Source organism: Bacillus sp. FSL K6-1106 (assembly GCF_038005245.1).
GTDB classification, from domain to species: Bacteria; Bacillota; Bacilli; order Bacillales; family Bacillaceae; genus Bacillus; species Bacillus altitudinis.
Genome location: NZ_JBBOSV010000001.1, coordinates 2526098 through 2550366, shown reverse-complemented (window position 1 = coordinate 2550366; position 24269 = coordinate 2526098). Strand labels below are relative to the sequence as shown.

The following is a 24269-nucleotide window of genomic DNA, read 5'->3' as shown; positions in this document are numbered from 1 at the left end:
TTGTTAATCTTTAATTTCAATTAAATCGGTTCCTACTAACTTCTTTGCTTCTGCAATTAATGGATCTTCTTCAGCAGAAGCTGCCTGACCATCTGCTTGTTCTTCAGGCTGATGATCTCTTAAAAATTCTTCTCTTATTTTACCCCATTGAGCATCAGGAACGCCAACTAATTCCACTCTTTTTCCTAGCATAGATTCTAGCAGTTGCTCAAGATTGGTTCGAACACCACTTTTATCTTCGGCCACCATCTTACAATGTATTTCAAATTTGAATTTTAAAACAAAGGCATGAGTTGCCGCCGCAACTGGTTCACTATCTGTTAATAGCGCAGCGTGAGATACCTTATTTTGCTGTTTTAATTGGGCAAGAAGCTCTCCCCATTTGCCTTTTATTTTTTCTAGCTCCGGCCGCTTCGCTTCTTTTAAAATCTCATGAATTCGACCGACAGGTGCACGATAACCATTTTTATTACTCGTTTGAGGTCGAGGTGCTTCCGTTTTTGCTTGAGGACTCTGAGACTGAGTCATTGGAACACCCTCAGCTTTTAGCCTAGATAGCTCCTGTTCCAGCCTGTCTATTTTATTCGTTAACGCTGTTAGGTCGGAATCAGCCGGAGATGATACAGCACCAGCCGTTGACTGACAGAGCTTAACCACAGCTACTTCAAAGAAAATTCTAGGATGGTTTGTCCATTTCATTTCCTGATGGCTTTTATTCAGCACTTCAATCGTTTCATAAAGAAACTGAGGTGCCACACGTTCAGAAAGAGCCACAAACTTATCGTCGACTTTGACTTTTTCAAGGACACCTTCAAGATCCGGTGCTGTTTTGTAAAGAAGCATATCTCTAAAGTAGAAGATCATATCCTCTATTAATTTCGCGGCATCTTTCCCCTGTTGAAGCAATTCATTTAACGTATCCAGCGCTATCGCAATATTTTGCTCAAAAATGGCTTCAGCAAGCTGACTAATAAAATGCTGAGATACAGCACCTGTAATGAGCAGTGCATCATCAATTGTGAGCTGTTCACCACTAAATGAGATCGCTTGGTCAAGGAGACTGAGTGCGTCACGCATGCCTCCATCTGCCGCACTAGCAATAATCTCGAGTGAACCCTCTTGTATATTTAGGCTTTCTGCATCTACAATTTTCTCCATTCGTCCAACAATATCTTTTGTCGTGATCCGTTTAAAATCAAATCTCTGACATCTTGATATGATGGTAAGAGGAATCTTATGAGGCTCTGTGGTAGCCAAAATAAAGATACAATGAGCAGGTGGTTCCTCTAGCGTTTTAAGAAGTGCATTAAATGCCCCGATAGAGAGCATATGTACCTCATCTATAATATAAACCTTATATGTAACCGCTGAAGGAGCAAATTTCACTTTATCACGTATATCCCGAATTTCATCTACCCCGTTATTTGAGGCAGCATCTATTTCAATCACGTCTGAAATCGAACCGGTCGTAATCCCTCTACAGGCATCACACTCATTACACGGCTCACTAACAGGTGACTTTTCACAGTTCACTGCTTTCGCAAAAATCTTGGCAGCACTTGTTTTACCTGTTCCTCTAGGACCTGAAAATAAGTAAGCATGAGAAAACTTTTTCTGCAAAAGGGCATTTTGCAACGTTTTTGTGATGTGTTCTTGTCCAACAACATCCTCAAAAACTTGAGGTCTGAACACTCGGTATAAAGCTTGATAACTCACAAATACGCCCTCCTCCATTTATCATCATGTTCATTATACATGATGCAACGATCAATTCAAAAGTACACCTTTATTTTCTAATAAACGAAAAAGAGCATTTCCTTTAAAGACTTTTTACTTTTCTTGATTAAAAAACGTGATTTCTTGCTTTCTGAAAATGTCTGTCAGATCAACAAGAACATTCGTTCCCTTTATGAATTGCTTCAAAAATACCTCACCCGAAAATGGCTTTTTTACTATTTGTATAAACAAAACAACTGATATATTCTTTCAATAGCAACAAAAAACTCACCTAGATAAACTAGATGAGTTACATTTAATATTGATTTACCGTGCACCTTCTGTCGATTCGCTACCCCAAGCGTTACTTAAACAGTTAGCTCGGCCCAGGCAACCCTGCGGCACATGAGAGGTTTCACTTAATGCTGCTTCCTTCCGGACCTGACATGGTTCATGAATTCCCATTGCGCAGGACCCAGACGTCAACACCACTTATTTAAGGCAGACCTTGAAGTAAACGAACCTTGAGAAGGGATTCGGCCTCGCTAGAGCGGATTGCGAGTACAGGGCACCGCTACCTCCCCGCTTAGCACGGCAAAATGAATATTAAATTGTTGGTGACGCAGACATAAGTATACCTTCTAAGTGATAAAATTGCAAACGACATCCATTCATTTACTTTTCGCCTGCTTCTTACGCTGACGGAGGTCTCGAAAGAACTGACTTAACAGCTCACCACACTCATTTTCAAGCACACCACCAATGACTTCAGACTGATGATTGAACCGCTCATCGTCCAATAAATTCATTAAAGTACCAGCACATCCACCTTTAGGATCATAGGCACCAAAAACGACCTTTTTCACTCTTGAAAGTACAATAGCGCCTGCACACATTGGGCACGGTTCGAGTGTAACATAAAGTACAGCATCTTCTAAACGCCAGCTACCAGTCATTTTACACGCTTCATCAATAGCAAGTAATTCCGCATGAGCAATTGATCGCTGTTCACTTTCCCTTAAATTGTGAGCACGGCTTACAATTTGATCATCAACAACGATGACGGCACCGATTGGAACTTCTCCTATTTGTTTTGCTTTCAAAGCTTCAGAAATAGCTTCTTGCATAAACTGTTCATCTTTCGTCATAGCACGGCTCTCTTTTCATGTTTTTTTAAAGGATATTGAGGTTAACATATTATCACAATCTTTTAAAGGGGGTCTTGATTTGCCAAAACAACAAAAGGCACTGCTTATTATTGACATGATCAATAATTTTGATTTCAAAATGGGACATGTGCTCGCTGAAAAAACAGAGCAAATGACCAATAAAATTTTAGCCCTTAAACAACACGCTTTCAAGAAAAATTGGCCAATTATCTATATCAACGACCACTATGGACTCTGGAAGGCTGATATCAAAGCTGTTATGGAAACATGTAAAAACGAAAGAAGTGCCCCTATTTTAGAGCAAATGGCACCATCTAAAGATGATTACTTCTTAATTAAACCTAAGCACTCTGCTTTTTACGGAACAGCACTAGAGACACTCCTAAATGAATTAGGTGTGCAAGAACTTATTTTAACTGGAATTGCCGGAAACATCTGTGTCCTGTTCACTGCAAATGACGCTTACATGCGAGAGTACAACCTCACTGTACCTAAAGATTGTATTGCTTCAAATGATGATAGGGACAACGAGTACGCTTTAACGATGATGGAGAACGTTCTTCTCGCCAAAATCACAACCACTAAAGAGATCACGGATGAAAATCAAACATGATTTATCCATCACCCTCATAAATTGTTAGCAATAACAAAGGGGGCGTTGACCATTCAAATTTATGTTGTCAAAAGAGGAGATACGTTAAATGAGATTGCCATGCGTTTTAAAACAACGGTAAATGAAATCATTCGGACCAACGACATCGAAACACCAAATCAACTAGTCGTTGGACAAACAATTGTCATCCCTATTAGAGGTCAATTTTATGAGGTCAAACAAAATGATACACTTTATCAAATTGGAAGAAGATTTCAAATTTCGGTAGAAGAATTGGCACGTGTGAATCGGATTCGACCTGAAGCTATATTGCCTATTCGCTTCTTGCTTTATATCCCACAAAGACCGAAAAGAAATATTAATTCTAATGCTTATATAGAACCACGCGGAAACCAAGTCAGCGAAAATTTAAAGCAAGCAGCCAGAGAGGCATCTCCATACTTAACACATCTCGGCGCTTTTAGTTTTCAAGCGCAAAGAGACGGAACACTTCGCGAGCCACCATTAGATCAATTGCCTCAGATTGCCGCTCAAAGCAGAACGGTTTTATCCATGGTAGTCACAAATCTAGAGAATGATAAATTTAGTGATGAACTCGGGCGAATCCTTTTAACAAATCAATCTGTCAAAACGACATTATTAAATGAAATCGTCCGCGTTGCTCAAAAGTATCAATTAAAAGAAATCCATTTTGACTTTGAATATTTACGCCCAGTTGATAAAGAAGCCTACCTTCAATTTTTAAGAGAAGCAACAACTCGTTTCCATCAACAGGGTTGGACTATTTCTGTGGCACTCGCTCCTAAAACAAGCAGTGAACAGAAAGGAAAATGGTATGAGGCGCATGACTATGAAGCAATCGGTAAGATCGTTGATCATGTTGTGCTAATGACTTATGAGTGGGGCTACAGCGGCGGGCCTGCACAAGCCGTCTCTCCGATCGGCCCTGTCCGCCAAGTCATTGAATATGCACTGACTGTCATACCTGCCAATAAAATTGTGATGGGGCAGAATTTATATGGATATGATTGGACACTCCCTTATGTTCAAGGAGGCCCTATCGCCAAAGCCGTCAGCCCTCAACAAGCGATCGCCATTGCTAGAGAGAATAATGTATCCATTTTATATGACGAAACAGCACAAGCACCTTATTTCCGTTATACAGATGCTAATAACAAAGAACACGAGGTTTGGTTTGAAGATGCAAGATCCATTCAAGCCAAATTTAATCTCATTAAAGAGTTAAACCTAAATGGAATTGCTTACTGGAAATTAGGTCTATCCTTCCCACAAAACTGGTTGTTGTTATCAGATCAATTTAATATTGAAAAAAGAACGACATCGTAATTCATACGCTCTATCTCTCAGAAGGGGTATGGTACAATATACATTGGTTTGACAACTTTATAGATAGAGGAGAACGCCTATGTATCCTGCCCCTTTTATTGCAGTGGAAGGCCCAATTGGAGCCGGAAAAACAACCTTGGCTACAATGCTTTCAAAGGAATTTCAATTTCCTTTAGTAAAAGAAATTGTAGAAGAAAATCCATTCTTAGATAAATTTTATGAAGATATGGAACAATGGAGCTTTCAGCTTGAGATGTTCTTTCTATGCAATCGGTTTAAACAGTTAGAATCAATTGAAGAGAACTATGTCAAAAAACAGCAGCCGATTGTCACTGATTATCATGTCTATAAAAATATGATATTTGCAGAAAGAACCTTATCCAAAAAGCACATGGATAAATACAGAAAGATCTATCACTTGCTGACAGATGATCTTCCTAAACCAAATGCCATGATCTATATAAAAGCCAGCCTTCCCACCTTACTTGATAGAATAAAGATGAGAGGCCGATCTTTTGAAGAAGACATTGATCCAGCTTATTTAAAAACCCTGATTGAAGATTATGAGTTAGCCATCGAGCATTTAAAACAAACTGACCCAGGTCTTCCTATCATTACAATTGAAGGCGATCATACAGACTTCGTTTCCTCACAGCAAGATTACCAGCAAATTGTACAGAACATAAAGGAGCAAGTACTATGAAAAATATTGAAATACCAAAGGATGCTGTCATTACAATTGCAGGGACAGTTGGTGTCGGAAAATCGACCATGACGAAAACAATAGCGGACAAGCTAGGGTTTCAAACTTCTCTCGAAAAAGTAGATGATAATCCATACTTAGAGCCTTTTTATTCAGATTTCCAAAGATGGAGCTTTCATTTACAGGTCTATTTTCTAGCTGAACGTTTTAAGGAGCAGAAACGAATCTTCGAGTCTGGTGGAGGTTATGTACAAGATCGGTCAATTTATGAGGACACTGGTATTTTTGCTAAAATGCACGCAGACAAAGGTACCATGTCAGAGGTAGACTATGAAACGTATACGAGTCTATTTGAGGCGATGGTGATGACACCTTACTTCCCACACCCAGATGTCCTCATTTACTTACATGGGGATTTAGATCATATATTACATCGTATTGAAGAGCGCGGGAGAGAGATGGAAACTCAAACCGATCGAGCATATTGGGAAGAAATGTACACTCGATATACAGAATGGATCGAACAATTTGATCTGTGCCCTGTGATTAAAATTAATATTGAAGATTATGACTTACTTCATGATGAAAGCTCACTTGATCCAATTCTTCATGAAATTGCTTCTGTTATTCAAAAAAATCGCTCTAACACAAAATAAAAAAAACCGCTGCATTTCTCGAATGCAGCGGTTTGACAATTTCCAATTTTTATGCGTTTCAATTCAACTAAGGTAAAATCAATATGGCGGAGGAAGAGGGATTCGAACCCCCGCGGGCTTTGACACCCCTGTCGGTTTTCAAGACCGATCCCTTCAGCCGGACTTGGGTATTCCTCCGTATCGACAAGAATTAATATATCATATCATCTTATTTTAAGTCAACATCTTTTCGAAAAAAATTTCAACATTTGATTTTGGTATGATGTTTAGCCTATAAAAAGCAGCCGATTATCGGCTGCTCTTCAACTATTACGTATCCTGTCTAATTTCTTCTATAAAAAGATTCATCTCTTCTTTAAAATCATTTAATGACTCAATAATCTTTGTAAAGTCTGTCACTTGTTTAGCTTGTTCGTTTGTTGAACTGCTGATTTGTGAGATATTTTCAGATAAAGTGCCAATGCTGTCTTGGATTTCTTTTAAAAATGCATTAATGGTTTCAGCTGCTTCCTTTGATCCATCTGATAACTTACGTACCTCGTCTGCAACAACAGCAAAGCCTTTTCCATTTTCACCTGCTCTTGCCGCTTCAATTGCAGCATTGAGTCCTAACAGGTTTGTTTGTCTCGCAATACCGCCAATGGTTTTGACGACTTCTTCAATGTTTGCCGATTTCTCTTCTGCTCTTCCGGCCTGCTCACTAATTTCTAAGCTTGTCGCAGCCAGTTCTTGAGAATGAGCAGCAATTTGCTCGATTCCACCTTGTAATTCTTTCGCTACTTTATTGATATGTTCCATATAGCCGCTTAATTTCTTCTCACGATGATGTGAAAAAGCCACTAAAAAAGAGCCAATCACTTTTCTATCTTCATCAAAAATCGGATAACCTTTTACAGCAATTTCATAACCATATAAAGACTCTGGCAAATGCCCATCATATTCTTGTCCTCTTAATGTCGTCGCCACGTTTTGGTCCTCTGGGTTTAAAGCGTCCCCTACTTTAATGCCAAAATCTACTGTGGTCGATGGATAATAGCAAAGTACCTTTTCTGTATCAGTGATGCCGAAAAGAACACTTTCATCTAGAACTTTTCTGAGTAATTGAGCCATTTCAACATAATAGTCAAGCCTATTCAAGGTTATTCCTTCTTTCCTAGATGCTTTTAGTTCTTTTATCGGCTTATTTTAGAAAAGCTGTAGAAGTTTAGGTAAAAAGAATAAGATGCCATGACGGCATCTTATTTTATCACTTCTTTATTTCCCATATAAGGACGTAACACCTCAGGAATGATCACTGTTCCATCCTCTTGTTGATAGTTTTCTAAAATGGCTGCAACAGTTCTTCCTACTGCTAAACCAGATCCATTTAATGTGTGGACGTGTTCTGGCTTTGCTTTAGGCTCAGGGCGGAAACGAATGTTTGCTCGTCTCGCTTGGAACGCTTCAAAGTTACTGCAAGAAGAAATTTCACGATACGTATTTTGGCTTGGAATCCATACTTCGATATCGTATTTCTTCGCAGCCGTAAAGCCTAAATCTCCTGTACACATGCTCATGACACGGTATGGCAGGTTCAATAATTGAAGAACTTTTTCTGCTTGGTTTGTTAGTTTTTCTAATTCTTCATAAGAATCTTCTGGTCTGACAAATTTCACAAGCTCTACTTTGTTAAATTGGTGCTGACGGATGAGTCCGCGCGTATCTCTGCCAGCAGAACCAGCTTCTGATCTAAAGCAAGCACTAAACGCTGCATAATTGATTGGCAGCTGCTCTCCTTCAAGAATTTCGTCACGGTGCATATTCGTAATTGGCACTTCAGCCGTTGGAATGAGGAAATAATCTTCTTCTCGAATCTTAAAAGCATCCTCTTCAAACTTTGGAAGCTGTCCAGTTCCTGTCATGCTTGCTCTGTTGACCATATAAGGTGGTAGTACTTCAGTAAAACCAAATTCATCTACGTGTAAATCCAGCATAAAGTTATAAAGTGCACGCTCTAACCGTGCGCCTAGCCCTTTATAAAAAACGAAACGGCTTCCTGTCACTTTTCCTGCACGTTCAAAATCCAAAATTTTCAGCTCATCGGCTACATCCCAATGCGGCTTTGGTTCAAATGAGAAGGCTGGCTGTTCGCCCCATTTTCTCACTTCAATGTTGTCATCTTCTGTTTCACCGACTGGTACAGAGTCATGAGGAATGTTTGGAATTGAGAATAGGATGGTTTGCAGGCTTTCCTCTACTGTTCTTAATTCATCATCTAACTTCTTAATCTCATCGCCTACCTCACGCATTTCTTGAATAATGTGATCGGCGTCTTTCTTTTCTCTTTTTAGAACAGCCACTTGCTGTGATACTTCATTTCTTCGGCTCTTTAATACTTCCGTTTTGCCGATTAATTCTCTTCTTTTTTGATCCAGCTCACCAAACTTATCAAAATCCGCTAAATCTTCGCCTCGATGGGCTAATTTTTCTTTGATTTGATCAAAATCCGTGCGCAGTTGTTTAATATCCAGCATGTGTAACACTCCTTTTTTATCGAAAAATAAAAAGAGCCCTCATCCCATGAAAGGGACGAGAGCTCTCGCGTTGCCACCCTGATTGAAAACACGCCAAAAGCATGCTTTCCTCTTTCCTCTGTAACGGCATCACCGTAAATGCTTACTTCATGTTTCAGCATTTCGCTCAAGGATGGATTCAGAATGCATCTTTCACCGATTCTCACCAACCATCGGCTCTCTGAGAAAGAGGGGCTTCTTACTATTTCCCGTCAACGCTTTTTCGATCTTTGATTGTGATTTTAATGTACTATAAGTTTTATCTCTTTTCAACCGTTTTATACAGCAAGCTTCGTTTTATAGGACTCCACCATCTCAACAAACAGCTGTGTTAACCGATGGTCGTCTGTCAGCTCTGGATGAAAAGAACAACCTAAGATATTGTTTTCTTTCGCCATCACAATCCTGCCGTCATACTCAGCCATGACCTCTACGCTCTCATCTGCGCTGATGATATGAGGCGCACGGATGAACACTCCTGTAAACGGCGCATCCAGTCCTTTCACTTCTACATCTGCTTCAAAGCTGTCTACCTGTCTGCCAAACGAATTACGTGCAACAGATACATTTAACAGTCCAAGATGAGCATCTTCTCGATCTTCTATATGCTTTGCCAGCATAATCAAACCGGCACAAGTCCCAAATATCGGTTTACCTTGAGCAGCGAACGCTTTAATCGGTTCAATGAATTGGTACGTATCCATGAGTCTTCTCATCGTCGTACTTTCACCACCAGGGATAATGAGACCGTCAACAATTTCTAACTCCTCTACCCGCTTGATGATCTTTCCCGCTGCGCCACAAGCTTCAATCGATTGAATATGCTCTCTCACCGCTCCTTGAAGCCCTAGTACACCAATTGTTAGCATGTTCGTTTGCGCTCCCTTAATTACCAGCCACGCTCTTGCATACGCTCTTCTGGCAATAGATTTGAAATTTCAATTCCTTTCATCGCTGTTCCAAGCTCTTTAGAAAGCTCTGCAATTAGACGGTAATCTGTGAAATGAGTCGTTGCTTCTACAATCGCTTTTGCAAACTTAGCTGGATTGTCTGATTTGAAGATACCAGAGCCGACAAATACACCATCTGCTCCAAGCTGCATCATTAATGCTGCATCTGCTGGTGTCGCAACACCTCCAGCAGCAAAGTTTACAACCGGCAATTTGCCGTCTTTTTTAATTTGAACCAATAATTCATAAGGTGCGCCTAGATTCTTGGCTTCTGTCATCAATTCATCTTCACTCATTGCAACAACTTTACGAATTTGAGCATTGACCTTTCTCATATGACGAACAGCTTCTACAATATTTCCTGTACCAGGCTCACCTTTTGTCCGTAGCATAGAAGCGCCTTCTGCAATACGACGAGTCGCTTCACCTAGATCACGGCAGCCACATACGAAAGGTACTGTGTATTCATTTTTATTTAAATGGAATTCCTCATCTGCGGGCGTCAGCACTTCACTCTCATCAATATAATCAACACCAAGTGCTTCAAGAACACGAGCTTCCACGATGTGGCCGATACGTGCTTTTGCCATGACTGGAATCGTTACTGCATTTTGTACTTCTTCTACGATTCTTGGGTCTGCCATACGGGCAACACCGCCTGCTGCACGGATATCAGCTGGTACCCGTTCTAGTGCCATTACTGCCACTGCGCCTGCTTCTTCTGCGATTTTTGCCTGCTCAGCATTGACGACATCCATAATGACGCCACCTTTTTGCATTTCTGCCATTCCACGTTTTACTCGTTCAGTTCCCTTATTGCTCACAATTGTTTTCCTCCCATTTGTCTATTCGATTGATTCAACACCTTTATCATACAAGCGACAGAGTATAACAATAAAGAGAATAGTATAACAATTCAATTAGCTCATAAAAAAGAAGAAACCCTTATATATCAAGGTTCCATAGTTAAAAAGGCATCATTCCCTCTTTTAAGTGTTATTAACATGTTATAATGCATCTATAACAATCCGAAACCATCTATAACAATTCCACACCCATTGGAGGATTTTCATGCATATTGATATCCATCGACATTCAGATACATCTCTTTCAAATCAGATTTATTTTTCCATCGTTGATCACATCCAATCAGGTCTGCTTCAGCAAGGCGATAAGCTGCCGACTGTACGTGATCTAGCGAAACAGCTGAATGTGAGTCTTGTCACAGCAGCAAAAGCCTATACACGGCTTAAGGACGACGGATTTTTAACGACTGTACAAGGGAAAGGTACGTTTGTGAATGAGCAGCATGAGCAAACTGACATCCCGGTTCAATCATCTACTTCTTTCGATTGGCAGTTATCGATCCCAGATTATTTACCAAGGTCTCAATTCGCTCAGTATCACTATGTCGAAGAAGCCATTAATCTTTCTTCCTCTATGATTGATCCTGGTCTTTTACCTAACCGGTATTTAGAAAAAGAAATGCAGCATGTCCTAGCCCGGCATCCTCAAATCATGTCAAAATACGGAGAAATACAAGGTGACCTTCAGCTTCGTCAGGTCATTCAATCATTTCTAGAAAAATTAGATGTCCCTTCTACTCCTGAAAATATCCTTGTCACTAGCGGTTCTCAGCAAGGGCTTGATTTAGTAGCACGTACATTTATCGGGCCGGATGATGTAGTTGTCATGGAGGCGCCCACCTATCCAGGCGCAATTGATGTCTTTATGGGGAGAGGGGCACGAATTATTACGGTTCCTGTCGATCATGAAGGAATGAACATGAAACAGCTTCAAAGCATTTGTGATAAATATAAACCAAAGCTCATCTATACCATTCCTACTTTTCACAGTCCTACAGGTGCTAGTATGTCGATGAAACGAAGAAAACAGCTGCTTTTACTGGCACAAAGCATTGATTGTCTCATTGTAGAGGATGATCCTTATCGTGAGCTTTATTTTGAAAAGAAACCGCCGGCACCCATTAAAAGCCTAGATCACGATGGACACGTCATTTATTTACGAGGATTAAGCAAGACACTGGCTCCAGGATGCAGAATTGGAATTATTACAGCGTCAGGCTCTATATTTAACCGTTTATTAGCTGCAAAAGCCAATAATGATTTAGGGAGCCCGCTTCTCACCCAAAAGGCGATCTTACCGTTTCTCACTTCCAAGAAAATGATCGATCATACGAAAAAATTAAGAACTGCCTTGAAGGTGAGACGCGATTTGATGATGGCTGTGTTGACAAAGCATGCGCCAAAGGACGTCACGTGGCAAATCCCACAGGGCGGGCTCAATTTGTGGCTTAGCTTTCCTTCCTGGGTCGATACACGTGCCCTATTACATGAGGCACGGAAGCAGCAAATCACCTTCCTGCCTGGCTCTGTCTGCTATCCTGGGGAGCCGAAGCAGAATTATATACGCCTTAGCTTTTCTTATGTGAATGAAAAGGCACTGACGGAAGGTATGGAAAAGTTATGTGGTATTTTTCAGCAGGCCTTGTCTACACCTCAAAACCACAAACAATCTCTTTTCTTTTAACGATAAAAAAACTGCTCTCACATATAGAGAGCAGTTTTTTTATTAGAACCAACCTTTTACTGTGTCGACGATTCCGCCCCAAATGCCAGCGAAGAATCCACCTACACCACGCATTGCAAGGATGAACCAGTTTGCTTTTTCATCACCTGTTTTCGTCACAAGCTCAACACCTGATTGGTCTTTACTCAAATAGCCGTAGTCCTTCTCATCACCAGAATAAGAAGTCGTCAGCATGCCAACCTTCGTTCCTTTTTTAATAGGAGCTTCTAGGTTCTTTTTATCAATATTTACTTTCGCTTTATAGCTCTTCTCGTCACCATTTTTAACCGGTACAGAGAAAGCTTCTTTCGTCACGACGGGTACTTCTTTATCTTTCCCTTTATCGACTTCGATGTTTTCATGTCCCTTGATTTGTTGGCCTTTTTTGTACATTTCTTTCATCGTGAAGTTTTTAAAGGCATAATCGAACAATTTTTTCGCCACATCAAAACGAGCTGTATGAAGATTTCCTTTAGCATTAAGGACAACTGCGATCACACGCATGTCACCACGTTTTGCTGTACCTGTGAAGCTAGAACCAGCCGAATCAGTAGAGCCCGTTTTCAGACCGTCTACGCCTTCATATTCTTTCACAAGTCCTTTAAGCATAAAGTTCCAGTTTGGCATGTCCATTTCGTCATCTGTGCCTTCTCTGAACTTTGTTTTCGCGATGCTTGCTGTTTCAAGAATTTCTGGATGATCTTTGATGAGATGCTGTGCAAGCAAAGCCATATCCTTTGCGGAAACTTCGCTTTCTTCATCAGGTCCCGTACCTTTTGGCTGTTTGCCATGTAAGTCTTTATTTTCTAATCCAGTTGCATTCACAAATTTGTAATTGGTTAAGCCAAGTTCTTTTGCTTTTGCATTCATTTTTTCAACAAACTTTGATTCTGATCCAGCGATTACCTCTGCTAGACCAATTGCTGCTGCATTTGCTGAATAAATAGCCGTTGCTTGATAAAGTTCTTTGACAGTATACGAACCATCTTTCCTCAATGGAACATTGGATAAACTACGGTCCTGAGAAATTTCGTACACGTAATCATCTGGCGTATATGTTTGATCCCATTTCACTTTGCCTTCAGCAATTGCCTCTAGTAATAGATACTCTGTCATCATCTTTGCCATACTTGCAATAGGCAGTCTTTGTTCTGCGTTTTTACTATAAAGAATTTTACCTGTAGAAGCTTCAATAAGGATGGCTGCTTTCGCATTCACATTGAATGGATCTTCAGCCGCTTTTGCTTTGGACATTGGGGTAAATGCAGTAACAATCAATGCCAATGCAAGGATAGAGACCATAAGCTGTTTCAACATCTTGCTGTTCAATCGTCATACCTCCGTATTCATCTTTTTTCGACGTTTTTCATATATATTTAATCCACAAGGGCTTATTTCGACACAACAGTATAAATTTTATCACAATAAAGACAAAAAAAATAGACAGAGTCATAGACCCTGTCAAATGTAATTTGATTGTCACAATTTATCAAGAAATTGTGTAGTTTGGTGATTCTTTTGTAATTTGTACATCATGTGGATGGCTCTCACGAAGACCTGCACCTGTCATGCGAATGAATTGTGCTTCTTCTCTAAGAGTACGTAAGTCCTGTGTTCCACAGTAGCCCATACCAGAGCGAATACCGCCAACAAGTTGGTAAACAGTGTCAACAACTGGTCCTTTATACGGTGTACGTCCTTCGATACCTTCTGGAACGAATTTTTTATTATCTTCTTGGAAGTAACGATCTTTACTTCCTTTTTCCATTGCAGCAACAGAACCCATACCACGATATACTTTGAAACGTCTGCCTTGGAAAATTTCTGTTTCTCCTGGGCTTTCAGATGTACCAGCAAGAAGGCTTCCCAGCATAACAGCATGTCCACCAGAAGCTAATGCTTTCACGATATCACCTGAATATTTAATTCCACCATCTGCAATAATAGATTTACCATGCTTTCTTGCTTCTGTTGCACAGTCATAAATCGCTGTGATTTGTGGTACACCGACCCCTGCAACAACACGTGTTGTACAAATCGATCCTGGTCCAATACCCACTTTTACAATATCTGCTCCAGCTTCAAACAATGCTTTTGTTGCTTCAGCTGTTGCAACGTTACCAGCAATGATGTTAAGAGAAGGATACGTTTCACGGATTTTCGATACAGTGTCTAGAACACCTTGAGAATGACCGTGTGCTGTATCAATGACGATCACATCAACATTGGCTTCTACTAATTTTTTCACACGAGTCATTGTATCGCCAGTGACACCTACAGCGGCACCAACAATTAAACGGCCATGTGCATCTTTAGAGGAGTTAGGGAATTCAATCACTTTTTCAATATCTTTGATGGTGATGAGACCTTTTAATGTTCCTTCGTCATCTAAAAGAGGTAATTTTTCAATTTTATATTGCTGAAGGATTTTTTCAGCTTCTTCTAATGTTGTTCCAACAGAAGCTGTCACAAGTTCCTCTTTTGTCATCACGTCGCTAATCTTCATTGAATAATCCGAAATAAAACGAAGGTCACGGTTCGTAATAATCCCAACAAGCTTTTGATCTTGTTCGTTATTAACAATCGGTACACCAGAAATACGATATTTACCCATTAAATGTTCTGCATCGAATACTTGATGATCCGGTGTTAAGAAAAATGGATTTGTAATAACACCACGCTCTGAACGTTTTACTTTGTCCACTTGTTCAGCTTGCTGCTCAATAGACATGTTCTTATGGATGATTCCAAGACCACCTTGACGTGCCATTGCAATCGCCATTTGTGATTCCGTCACAGTATCCATTCCTGCACTAATAATTGGAATGTTCAGCTTTAAAGTACTTGTTAACTCAACTGATAAATTGACATCACGTGGAAGCACCTCAGACTTTGCTGGAACAAGCAACACATCGTCAAACGTCAAACCTTCTTTTGAAAATTTACTTTCCCACATTAGTAAATCCCCCTCTTTTCGGCAAAATATTATATGTAGATTATCAACTAGGAAACAGCATGTCAAGGAAGCAACAAACAGTTGCAATTTTTAGAAAATATAAAGAGAGTTGAGGAAGAAGATGAAAAGTTCAGGATGGAAGGATTTAAAACGTTTTTACTCACTTGAAACTTCCCAAAAGTTTCTATTTCAACAGTACGAGAAACGGAACATTCAGGAGGCAAACCAGCAGGCCTATAAAAACTGTGAACGATTTATTTACTTTTTAAAGCACGGTCATACATTTTATGACCAAGCCGCATCAGCTCCACTTGAACTAAAACCGATTTTATTGTTTTATGGAATGGCACAGCTGTTAAAGGCATGTTTGCTGACAGTGGATCCCGACTATCCTTCTCAAACCTCTGTCTTAGCTCATGGTGTCACCTCAAGAAAAAGAAAGAAGCAACATTATCGTTTTAGTGAGGATGAAGTCAAGATTCAGCGAAACGGATTATGTATGCATGTATTAAAGCACTTATTTCATTTAAATGGTCTTGAAGATGAACGATTTACGATGATCAATCTCCTTTCAAAAATACCTGAAATGGGTCATATTCTGGAGTTTCAAAAACAACCCGCGACTTTAGTGAAAATAGAACAAGCAAATGGCATGTTGATTCAAGATCATATTCCCTTGCTCTATAACATGTCTGCCGAACGTTTTATTGAATATTTTGAGTTCCATACAACTTGGAAGCTTAAGCAACGAGAAGCTAAAAAACTAACATTTGATGTATTTTCAGAAGAAAACCCTGCTCTTGCTACTCATCTTCATTATGATTTAGAAATGAATCAATGGTTCATTCCATCAACGCGAGATGCCTTTTTAGGGATTCCTGAGATCATCAGCCATTACTTGTTAATGTATAATCTCAGTATGATTGCCCGCTACGAAACAGAATGGTGGTACGAGCTTTTATCTCAATACATTAGTGATGATTATGTCATGATTGAACGTTATATGGAGATTGCAGAGGACAAGTTTCCGGCTTATATCATGATGCTGCTAGAAGAAAACACAAAAAAGACCAGTTCCGACTGGAACTGATCCTTTGAAAGGCTTGGCGGCGTCCTACTCTCACAGGGGGAAACCCCCAACTACCATCGGCGCTGAAGAGCTTAACTTCCGTGTTCGGTATGGGAACGGGTGTGACCTCTTCGCTATCGCCACCAAACCTGATGGAGAGAATGTTCTCTCAAAACTAGATAACAATGTTCATTTTTCACATTAGAATATAGGTTAAGTCCTCGATCTATTAGTATCTGTCAGCTCCACGTGTCACCACGCTTCCACCTCAGACCTATCAACCTGATCATCTTTCAGGGATCTTACTTCCTTGCGGAATGGGAAATCTCATCTTGAGGGGGGCTTCATGCTTAGATGCTTTCAGCACTTATCCCGTCCGCACATAGCTACCCAGCGATGCCCTTGGCAGAACAACTGGTACACCAGCGGTGCGTCCATCCCGGTCCTCTCGTACTAAGGACAGCTCCTCTCAAATTTCCTGCGCCCGCGACGGATAGGGACCGAACTGTCTCACGACGTTCTGAACCCAGCTCGCGTACCGCTTTAATGGGCGAACAGCCCAACCCTTGGGACCGACTACAGCCCCAGGATGCGATGAGCCGACATCGAGGTGCCAAACCTCCCCGTCGATGTGGACTCTTGGGGGAGATAAGCCTGTTATCCCCGGGGTAGCTTTTATCCGTTGAGCGATGGCCCTTCCATGCGGAACCACCGGATCACTAAGCCCGACTTTCGTCCCTGCTCGACTTGTAGGTCTCGCAGTCAAGCTCCCTTGTGCCTTTACACTCTGCGAATGATTTCCAACCATTCTGAGGGAACCTTTGGGCGCCTCCGTTACATTTTAGGAGGCGACCGCCCCAGTCAAACTGCCCACCTGACACTGTCTCCCTGCCCGATAAGGGCAGCGGGTTAGAAGGTCAATACAGCCAGGGTAGTATCCCACCGATGCCTCCACCGAAGCTAGCGCTCCGGTTTCCAAGGCTCCTACCTATCCTGTACAAGCTGTACCAACATTCAATATCAGGCTGCAGTAAAGCTCCACGGGGTCTTTCCGTCCTGTCGCGGGTAACCTGCATCTTCACAGGTACTATAATTTCACCGAGTCTCTCGTTGAGACAGTGCCCAGATCGTTGCGCCTTTCGTGCGGGTCGGAACTTACCCGACAAGGAATTTCGCTACCTTAGGACCGTTATAGTTACGGCCGCCGTTTACTGGGGCTTCAATTCGCACCTTCGCTTACGCTAAGCGCTCCTCTTAACCTTCCAGCACCGGGCAGGCGTCAGCCCCTATACTTCGCCTTACGGCTTCGCAGAGACCTGTGTTTTTGCTAAACAGTCGCCTGGGCCTATTCACTGCGGCTTCTCGGGGCTTTAACACCCTAAGAAGCACCCCTTCTCCCGAAGTTACGGGGTCATTTTGCCGAGTTCCTTAACGAGAGTTCTCTCGATCACCTTAGGATTCTCTCCTCGCCTACCTGTGTCGGTTTGCGGTACGGGCACCTCTCACCTCGCTAGAGGCTTTTCTTGGCAGTGTGGAATCAGGAACTTCGCTACTAAATTTCGCTCGCCATCACAGCTCAGCCTTCACGGGAAACGGATTTGCCTATTTCCCAGCCTAACTGCTTGGACGCGGATATCCAATACCGCGCTTACCCTATCCTCCTGCGTCCCCCCATTGCTCAAATGGTGAGGAGGTGGTACAGGAATATCAACCTGTTGTCCATCGCCTACGCCTTTCGGCCTCGGCTTAGGTCCCGACTAACCCTGAGCGGACGAGCCTTCCTCAGGAAACCTTAGGCATTCGGTGGACGGGATTCTCACCCGTCTTTCGCTACTCATACCGGCATTCTCACTTCTAAGCGCTCCACCAGTCCTTCCGGTCTGACTTCACTGCACTTAGAACGCTCTCCTACCACTGTTCGTAAGAACAGTCCGCAGCTTCGGTGATACGTTTAGCCCCGGTACATTTTCGGCGCAGAGTCACTCGACCAGTGAGCTATTACGCACTCTTTAAATGGTGGCTGCTTCTAAGCCAACATCCTGGTTGTCTAAGCAACTCCACATCCTTTTCCACTTAACGTATACTTTGGGACCTTAGCTGGCGGTCTGGGCTGTTTCCCTTTCGACTACGGATCTTATCACTCGCAGTCTGACTCCCAAGGATAAGTCATCGGCATTCGGAGTTTGACTGAATTCGGTAACCCGGTAGGGGCCCCTAGTCCAATCAGTGCTCTACCTCCGAGACTCTTACCTTGAGGCTAGCCCTAAAGCTATTTCGGAGAGAACCAGCTATCTCCAGGTTCGATTGGCATTTCACCCCTACCCACACCTCATCCCCGCACTTTTCAACGTGCGTGGGTTCGGGCCTCCATTCAGTGTTACCTGAACTTCACCCTGGACATGGGTAGATCACCTGGTTTCGGGTCTACGACCACGTACTCATGCGCCCTATTCAGACTCGCTTTCGCTGCGGCTCCGCATCTTCTGCTTAACCTTGCACGGGATCGTAACTCGCCGGTTCATTCTACAAAAGGCACGCCATCACCCGTTAACGGGCTCTGACTACTTGTAGGCACACGGTTTCAGGATCTATTTCACTCCCCTTCCGGGGTGCTTTTCACCTTTCCCTCACGGTACTGGTTCACTATCGGTCACTAGGGAGTATTTAGCCTTGGGAGATGGTCCTCCCGGATTCCGACGGAATTTCACGTGTTCCGCCGTACTCAGGATCCACTCTGGAGAGAACAACATTTCAGTTACAGGGCTGTTACCTTCTTTGGCGGGCCTTTCCAGACCTCTTCGCTTATATCGTTCCTTTGTAACTCCGTATAGAGTGTCCTACAACCCCAAGAGGCAAGCCTCTTGGTTTGGGCTGTTCCCGTTTCGCTCGCCGCTACTCAGGGAATCGCATTTGCTTTCTCTTCCTCCGGGTACTTAGATGTTTCAGTTCCCCGGGTATGCCTTCTCATACTCTATGTATTCAAGTATGGATACTACTCCATTACGAGCAGTGGGTTTCCCCATTCGGAAATCTCCGGATCAAAGCTTGCTTACAGCTCCCCGAAGCATATCGGTGTTCGTCCCGTCCTTCATCGGCTCCTAGTGCCAAGGCATCCACCGTGCGCCCTTTCTAACTTAACCATTTCTTACTTTAGAAAGAATCACTATGTGTGATGAACTTTGCATTGCATTCAATGTGAATGTATTACTTATTGTTATCTAGTTTTCAAAGAACACGTTGGTGGAGCCTAGCGGGATCGAACCGCTGACCTCCTGCGTGCAAGGCAGGCGCTCTCCCAGCTGAGCTAAGGCCCCGATTTAATAGAAGATGGTGGGCCTGAGTGGACTCGAACCACCGACCTCACGCTTATCAGGCGTGCGCTCTAACCAGCTGAGCTACAGGCCCATCTTTCATATCGAAGATATGATGTTGTAGGATCTTTTGCAAGTTCCTTCAAAACTAAACAAGACGAAAAACGTACGCTGCTCCATATATCCTTAGAAAGGAGGTGATCCAGCCGCACCTTCCGATACGGCTACCTTGTTACGACTTCACCCCAATCATCTGCCCCACCTTCGGCGGCTGGCTCCATAAAGGTTACCTCACCGACTTCGGGTGTTGCAAACTCTCGTGGTGTGACGGGCGGTGTGTACAAGGCCCGGGAACGTATTCACCGCGGCATGCTGATCCGCGATTACTAGCGATTCCAGCTTCACGCAGTCGAGTTGCAGACTGCGATCCGAACTGAGAACAGATTTGTGGGATTGGCTAAACCTTGCGGTCTCGCAGCCCTTTGTTCTGTCCATTGTAGCACGTGTGTAGCCCAGGTCATAAGGGGCATGATGATTTGACGTCATCCCCACCTTCCTCCGGTTTGTCACCGGCAGTCACCTTAGAGTGCCCAACTGAATGCTGGCAACTAAGATCAAGGGTTGCGCTCGTTGCGGGACTTAACCCAACATCTCACGACACGAGCTGACGACAACCATGCACCACCTGTCACTCTGTCCCCGAAGGGAAAGCCCTATCTCTAGGGTTGTCAGAGGATGTCAAGACCTGGTAAGGTTCTTCGCGTTGCTTCGAATTAAACCACATGCTCCACCGCTTGTGCGGGCCCCCGTCAATTCCTTTGAGTTTCAGTCTTGCGACCGTACTCCCCAGGCGGAGTGCTTAATGCGTTAGCTGCAGCACTAAGGGGCGGAAACCCCCTAACACTTAGCACTCATCGTTTACGGCGTGGACTACCAGGGTATCTAATCCTGTTCGCTCCCCACGCTTTCGCTCCTCAGCGTCAGTTACAGACCAGAGAGTCGCCTTCGCCACTGGTGTTCCTCCACATCTCTACGCATTTCACCGCTACACGTGGAATTCCACTCTCCTCTTCTGCACTCAAGTTTCCCAGTTTCCAATGACCCTCCCCGGTTGAGCCGGGGGCTTTCACATCAGACTTAAGAAACCGCCTGCGAGCCCTTTACGCCCAATAATTCCGGACAACGCTTGCCACCTACGTATTACCGCGGCTGCTGGCACGTAGTTAGCCGTGGCTTTCTGGTTAGGTACCGTCAAGGTGCAAGCAGTTACTCTTGCACTTGTTCTTCCCTAACAACAGAGCTTTACGATCCGAAAACCTTCATCACTCACGCGGCGTTGCTCCGTCAGACTTTCGTCCATTGCGGAAGATTCCCTACTGCTGCCTCCCGTAGGAGTCTGGGCCGTGTCTCAGTCCCAGTGTGGCCGATCACCCTCTCAGGTCGGCTACGCATCGTCGCCTTGGTGAGCCGTTACCTCACCAACTAGCTAATGCGCCGCGGGTCCATCTGTAAGTGACAGCCGAAACCGTCTTTCATCCTTGAACCATGCGGTTCAAGGAACTATCCGGTATTAGCTCCGGTTTCCCGGAGTTATCCCAGTCTTACAGGCAGGTTACCCACGTGTTACTCACCCGTCCGCCGCTAACATCCGGGAGCAAGCTCCCTTCTGTCCGCTCGACTTGCATGTATTAGGCACGCCGCCAGCGTTCGTCCTGAGCCAGGATCAAACTCTCCGAAAAAGTACAAAACCGAAGTTTTGCTTTTCGCCAGTTTGACTGACTACCTATGATGTATCATAGGATTTTTTTATAAAAACTCGAATTAACAGGTACGTTTTGTCTTGTTTAGTTTTCAAAGAACTTGTTTGTCACTCTCTCAAAGCGACCACTTAAATATATCATATATCTCTATCAATAGTCAACATTTTTCTTGAAAAACATTTTATTTTTTTAAGAAGTTTTTGTTATGAAAGAGATAAAAAATAGAGCCTCTTTTTGCTCCTTTGAAAGATTAACACATATCTATGAAAAAAGCATTATAAACTTCAAAAAAAATCATGTTTTTTCAAAAAAAAATAGAGCCGGTGAAAAACCGGCTTTATTTTTACTCAGATTGCTCTTGATCTGACTCTACATTTTCTACGTTTTCTTCACTATTCTCTTCATCGTCTTCTGGTGATTGTTCTACTAATGCCACTGTAGCGACATGTTCATCATCACCTAGACGGATCAGACGGACACCTTGAGTGACTCGGCCTGTTGTGGAGATATCTGAAACGGCCATACGAATGATGACACCACTGCCTGTGATAATCATCAAGTCTTCTTCAGCTTCAGCGTTAGTCGCCTTCACTGCAACAAGCGGACCGTTGTTGTCAGTGATCTTGCACGTTTTCAGACCTTTACCACCACGGCTTTGGACACGATATTCTTTTTCAGGCGTTAATTTACCATAACCTTTTTCAGTTACGATCAATACGTTTGCATCTGGCTCAAGGATTTCCATTCCAACGACGATGTCATCCTCAGAAAGTGTGATCCCTTTAACTCCAGCTGCTGTACGTCCCATTTCACGAACATCTGTCTCGTCGAAACGAATGAGCATTCCTTTTTTCGTTCCGATGATGATTTGTTTTTCACCATTGGTTAAACGAACAGCCATCAATTCATCTTCATCACGCAGGCTGAGTGCAATCAAACCGTTGTTACGGATGTTTGCAAATTGAGACAATGACGTTCGTTTCGATACACCGTGTCTTGTTGTAAAGAAGAGATACGAATCTTCATCAAATTCGCTGACTGGAATAATGGCGTTTATCCACTCTCCCTTTTCTACTTCAAGAAGGTTAATAATCGGAATCCCTTTCGCTGTTCGTCCGAATTCAGGGATCTCATAGCCCTTCGCTCGATAGACCTTCCCTTTATTAGAGAAGAAGAGAATCGTATCGTGCGTAGATGTTGAGATCAGCTGTTCAACGAAATCATCTTCGTTGGTTCCCATTCCTTGTACACCTTTACCGCCTCTTTTTTGACTGCGGTATGTTGATGCAGGCAGGCGCTTAATATAACCATTATGAGTCAGTGTGATCACAATATTTTCAACAGGAATCAAATCTTCGTCTTCGATTGTTTCTATACCCGCTGTCACAATTTCTGTGCGACGCGTATCATTGAAGCGTTCTTTGATTTCTGTTAATTCTTCTCTAATGATTTCTAGAACTTTCTCATTGTCTGCTAGAATGGCTTTCAATTCAGCAATCAATTCAACAAGCCCTTTGTATTCATCTTCTATTTTCTCTCTTTCTAAACCAGTCAAACGCTGGAGTCGCATATCGAGAATGGCCTGTGCTTGTTTTTCAGACAAGCTATAGTTTTCCATCAAACCATTTCTTGCAATTTCAGCAGTTTGAGAGCCTCTAATTAAGGCAATGACCTCATCTAAGTGATCAAGCGCAATTCTTAAGCCTTCTAAAATATGAGCTCTTGCTTCCGCTTTACGCAATTCATACGCCGTTCTTCGACGAATGATCACTTTCTGATGCTCAAGGTAATATTCAAGACATTGTTTGAGAGACAACACTTTCGGCTGTCCATCAACAAGTGCAAGCAAGTTAATACCGAAGGACGTTTGAAGTGTCGTTTGTTTATAAAGATTGTTTAATAGAACATGGACGTTTGCGTCTCTTCGTAGTTCAATGACAATTCTCATTCCATTACGGTCAGATTCATCACGAAGATCTGTAATGCCATCAATCTTTTTATCACGGACAAGATCAGCGATTTTTTCGATCAAACGAGCTTTATTAACCTGGTAAGGAATCTCGTTGATGATAATGCGCTGCTTACCACTAGATGTTTCTTCGATATTTGACTTTGCACGTAATGTAATAGAGCCGCGTCCTGTTTCATACGCTTTACGAATACCGCTTCGGCCAATGATTTGTCCCGCAGTTGGGAAGTCTGGACCTGGAATGATGTCCATTAGTTCCTGTGTCGTCATTTCAGGATTTTGACTAATTGCCAATACCCCATCAATCACTTCACCTAGTTGGTGAGGCGGGATATTCGTTGCCATCCCTACAGCGATTCCAGTTGCCCCGTTCACTAATAAGTTCGGGAACCTAGCAGGCATAACGACTGGCTCTCTTTCACTGCCATCGTAGTTATCTTGATAATCAATGGTGTCCTTTGTGATATCACGCAGGATCTCCATCGAAATTTTAGAAAGACGGGCCTCGGTATAACGCATGGCTGCTGCACCGTCTCCATCGACAGAACCAAAGTTCCCGTGCCCTTCAACCAGCATATTACGATAGTTGAAATCTTGCGCCATCCGAACCATCGCTTCATATACAGCGCTATCACCGTGAGGGTGGTACTTACCGATAACTTCCCCAACGATACGTGCAGATTTCTTAAATGGTTTATCACTTGTCATACCTAGGTCATTCATCGCATACAAAATTCTTCGATGCACGGGCTTCAATCCGTCTCGCACATCTGGTAATGCACGCGAAACAATAACACTCATTGCATAATCTAAAAAGGACGTACGCATTTCATGGCTAATATTCACTTCGCGTACATTTGGTGTATGTTGTTCACTCACTATAAGAACCTCCCTTTACGTATCACATGA

14 protein-coding genes, 3 tRNA genes, 3 rRNA genes, 1 other RNA gene, 1 pseudogene and 1 other annotated feature are annotated in these 24269 nt (G+C 42.8%); of the genes and pseudogenes, 6 read left to right on the top strand and 16 right to left on the bottom strand.

From position 1 onward, the window contains the following. Positions 1-3 precede the first annotated feature (3 nt). From dnaX to tadA, 3 genes are all read right to left on the bottom strand, one after another. On the bottom strand, positions 4-1716 hold the full coding sequence (gene dnaX, locus MHI20_RS13245; protein WP_008342013.1) for a DNA polymerase III subunit gamma/tau: 1713 nt from the start codon (positions 1714-1716) through the stop codon (positions 4-6). Positions 1717-2046: 330 nt separating this feature from the next. Then, positions 2047-2311, bottom strand: an RNA gene (gene ffs / locus MHI20_RS13240) — signal recognition particle sRNA large type. Positions 2312-2387: 76 nt separating this feature from the next. Continuing rightward, on the bottom strand, positions 2388-2864 hold the full coding sequence (gene tadA / locus MHI20_RS13235) for a tRNA adenosine(34) deaminase TadA (protein WP_008342015.1): 477 nt from the start codon (positions 2862-2864) through the stop codon (positions 2388-2390). A 79-nt stretch (positions 2865-2943) separates the two neighbouring features. Between tadA and MHI20_RS13230 the strand changes: the two genes are divergently transcribed. From MHI20_RS13230 to MHI20_RS13215, 4 genes are all read left to right on the top strand, one after another. Beyond that, positions 2944-3498: an isochorismatase family cysteine hydrolase gene (locus MHI20_RS13230; RefSeq protein WP_144668616.1), complete on the top strand. Its 555-nt coding sequence runs from the start codon at positions 2944-2946 to the stop codon at positions 3496-3498. A 99-nt stretch (positions 3499-3597) separates the two neighbouring features. Continuing rightward, complete coding sequence (locus tag MHI20_RS13225; protein ID WP_151023375.1) at positions 3598-4845, top strand: glycoside hydrolase family 18 protein; 1248 nt, start codon at positions 3598-3600, stop codon at positions 4843-4845. Between the two features lie 79 nt (positions 4846-4924). Next, positions 4925-5548, top strand: a complete 624-nt coding sequence (locus MHI20_RS13220) for a deoxynucleoside kinase (RefSeq protein WP_017366700.1) — start codon at positions 4925-4927, stop codon at positions 5546-5548. Next, positions 5545-6204 (top strand): deoxynucleoside kinase, encoded by a 660-nt coding sequence (locus MHI20_RS13215; protein ID WP_024719578.1) that lies wholly within the window; start codon positions 5545-5547, stop codon positions 6202-6204. Before MHI20_RS13220 ends, MHI20_RS13215 begins: the two co-directional genes overlap by 4 nt. 84 nt (positions 6205-6288) lie before the next feature. On the opposite strand, the gene MHI20_RS13210 is transcribed toward MHI20_RS13215, so the two are convergent. The 5 genes and pseudogenes from MHI20_RS13210 to pdxS all read right to left on the bottom strand — a co-directional run bounded on the left by MHI20_RS13210 (position 6289) and on the right by pdxS (position 10530). Continuing rightward, positions 6289-6381 (bottom strand) — tRNA-Ser (locus MHI20_RS13210). 132 nt (positions 6382-6513) lie between these two features. Further along, a pseudogene (locus MHI20_RS19245) lies at positions 6514-6846 on the bottom strand (methyl-accepting chemotaxis protein); the annotation flags it as partial. 596 nt (positions 6847-7442) lie between these two features. After that, complete coding sequence (serS, locus tag MHI20_RS13200; RefSeq protein WP_008342028.1) at positions 7443-8717, bottom strand: serine--tRNA ligase; 1275 nt, start codon at positions 8715-8717, stop codon at positions 7443-7445. Between the two features lie 48 nt (positions 8718-8765). After that, positions 8766-8981: a binding site (T-box leader), on the bottom strand. A gap of 53 nt (positions 8982-9034) precedes the next feature. After that, positions 9035-9625: a pyridoxal 5'-phosphate synthase glutaminase subunit PdxT gene (gene pdxT / locus MHI20_RS13195; RefSeq protein WP_008342030.1), complete on the bottom strand. Its 591-nt coding sequence runs from the start codon at positions 9623-9625 to the stop codon at positions 9035-9037. Positions 9626-9645: 20 nt separating this feature from the next. Continuing rightward, positions 9646-10530, bottom strand: a complete 885-nt coding sequence (gene pdxS, locus MHI20_RS13190) for a pyridoxal 5'-phosphate synthase lyase subunit PdxS (protein ID WP_039170343.1) — start codon at positions 10528-10530, stop codon at positions 9646-9648. A 247-nt stretch (positions 10531-10777) separates the two neighbouring features. Here pdxS and pdxR point away from each other — a divergent pair, with 247 nt between their 5' ends. Then, positions 10778-12256, top strand: a complete 1479-nt coding sequence (gene pdxR, locus MHI20_RS13185; protein ID WP_340938884.1) for a MocR-like pyridoxine biosynthesis transcription factor PdxR — start codon at positions 10778-10780, stop codon at positions 12254-12256. A 42-nt stretch (positions 12257-12298) separates the two neighbouring features. Here the strand turns inward: pdxR and MHI20_RS13180 are convergent, their stop codons facing one another. Together MHI20_RS13180 and guaB are read right to left on the bottom strand one after the other, a co-directional pair. Next, a complete protein-coding gene (locus MHI20_RS13180) occupies positions 12299-13624 on the bottom strand; it encodes a D-alanyl-D-alanine carboxypeptidase family protein (RefSeq protein ID WP_008342036.1) in 1326 nt (441 codons plus the stop codon). Between the two features lie 160 nt (positions 13625-13784). Then, the gene (guaB, locus tag MHI20_RS13175) at positions 13785-15251 is read right to left on the bottom strand and encodes an IMP dehydrogenase (RefSeq protein ID WP_008342039.1); all 1467 of its coding nucleotides are present in this window, start codon (positions 15249-15251) and stop codon (positions 13785-13787) included. A gap of 121 nt (positions 15252-15372) precedes the next feature. On the opposite strand from guaB, the gene MHI20_RS13170 reads away from it, so the two are divergent. After that, positions 15373-16341 carry a YaaC family protein gene (locus MHI20_RS13170; RefSeq protein WP_039170451.1) on the top strand — a complete coding sequence of 323 codons (969 nt, stop codon included), beginning with the start codon at positions 15373-15375 and terminating at the stop codon, positions 16339-16341. A gap of 11 nt (positions 16342-16352) precedes the next feature. Here the strand turns inward: MHI20_RS13170 and rrf are convergent. The 6 genes from rrf to gyrA all read right to left on the bottom strand — a co-directional run bounded on the left by rrf (position 16353) and on the right by gyrA (position 24239). Continuing rightward, positions 16353-16468, bottom strand: a 5S ribosomal RNA gene (rrf, locus tag MHI20_RS13165). A 61-nt stretch (positions 16469-16529) separates the two neighbouring features. After that, positions 16530-19460 (bottom strand): 23S ribosomal RNA (locus MHI20_RS13160). Between the two features lie 98 nt (positions 19461-19558). After that, positions 19559-19634 (bottom strand) — tRNA-Ala (locus tag MHI20_RS13155). Between the two features lie 14 nt (positions 19635-19648). After that, positions 19649-19725: transfer RNA gene (locus tag MHI20_RS13150), tRNA-Ile, on the bottom strand. A gap of 96 nt (positions 19726-19821) precedes the next feature. After that, a 16S ribosomal RNA gene (locus MHI20_RS13145) occupies positions 19822-21370 on the bottom strand. The 16S, 23S and 5S rRNA genes sit together here with 2 tRNA genes alongside, the layout of an rRNA operon. 364 nt (positions 21371-21734) lie before the next feature. After that, positions 21735-24239, bottom strand: coding sequence for a DNA gyrase subunit A (gyrA, locus tag MHI20_RS13140; RefSeq protein ID WP_017359864.1), 2505 nt, complete (start codon positions 24237-24239; stop codon positions 21735-21737). Between the last annotated feature and the right edge of the window lie 30 nt (positions 24240-24269).

Bases quoted from the DNA above. Each gene is read 5' to 3' on its own strand.
- tadA (WP_008342015.1), bottom strand. From the start codon at position 2,864: ATGACGAAAGATGAACAGTTTATGCAAGAAGCTATTTCTGAAGCTTTG.
- MHI20_RS13225 (WP_151023375.1), top strand. From the start codon at position 3,598: ATGCGTTTTAAAACAACGGTAAATGAAATCATTCGGACCAACGACATC.
- MHI20_RS13220 (WP_017366700.1), top strand. From the start codon at position 4,925: ATGTATCCTGCCCCTTTTATTGCAGTGGAAGGCCCAATTGGAGCCGGA.
- MHI20_RS13215 (WP_024719578.1), top strand. From the start codon at position 5,545: ATGAAAAATATTGAAATACCAAAGGATGCTGTCATTACAATTGCAGGG.
- serS (WP_008342028.1), bottom strand. From the start codon at position 8,717: ATGCTGGATATTAAACAACTGCGCACGGATTTTGATCAAATCAAAGAA.
- pdxT (WP_008342030.1), bottom strand. From the start codon at position 9,625: ATGCTAACAATTGGTGTACTAGGGCTTCAAGGAGCGGTGAGAGAGCAT.
- pdxR (WP_340938884.1), top strand. From the start codon at position 10,778: ATGCATATTGATATCCATCGACATTCAGATACATCTCTTTCAAATCAG.
- guaB (WP_008342039.1), bottom strand. From the start codon at position 15,251: ATGTGGGAAAGTAAATTTTCAAAAGAAGGTTTGACGTTTGACGATGTG.
- MHI20_RS13170 (WP_039170451.1), top strand. From the start codon at position 15,373: ATGAAAAGTTCAGGATGGAAGGATTTAAAACGTTTTTACTCACTTGAA.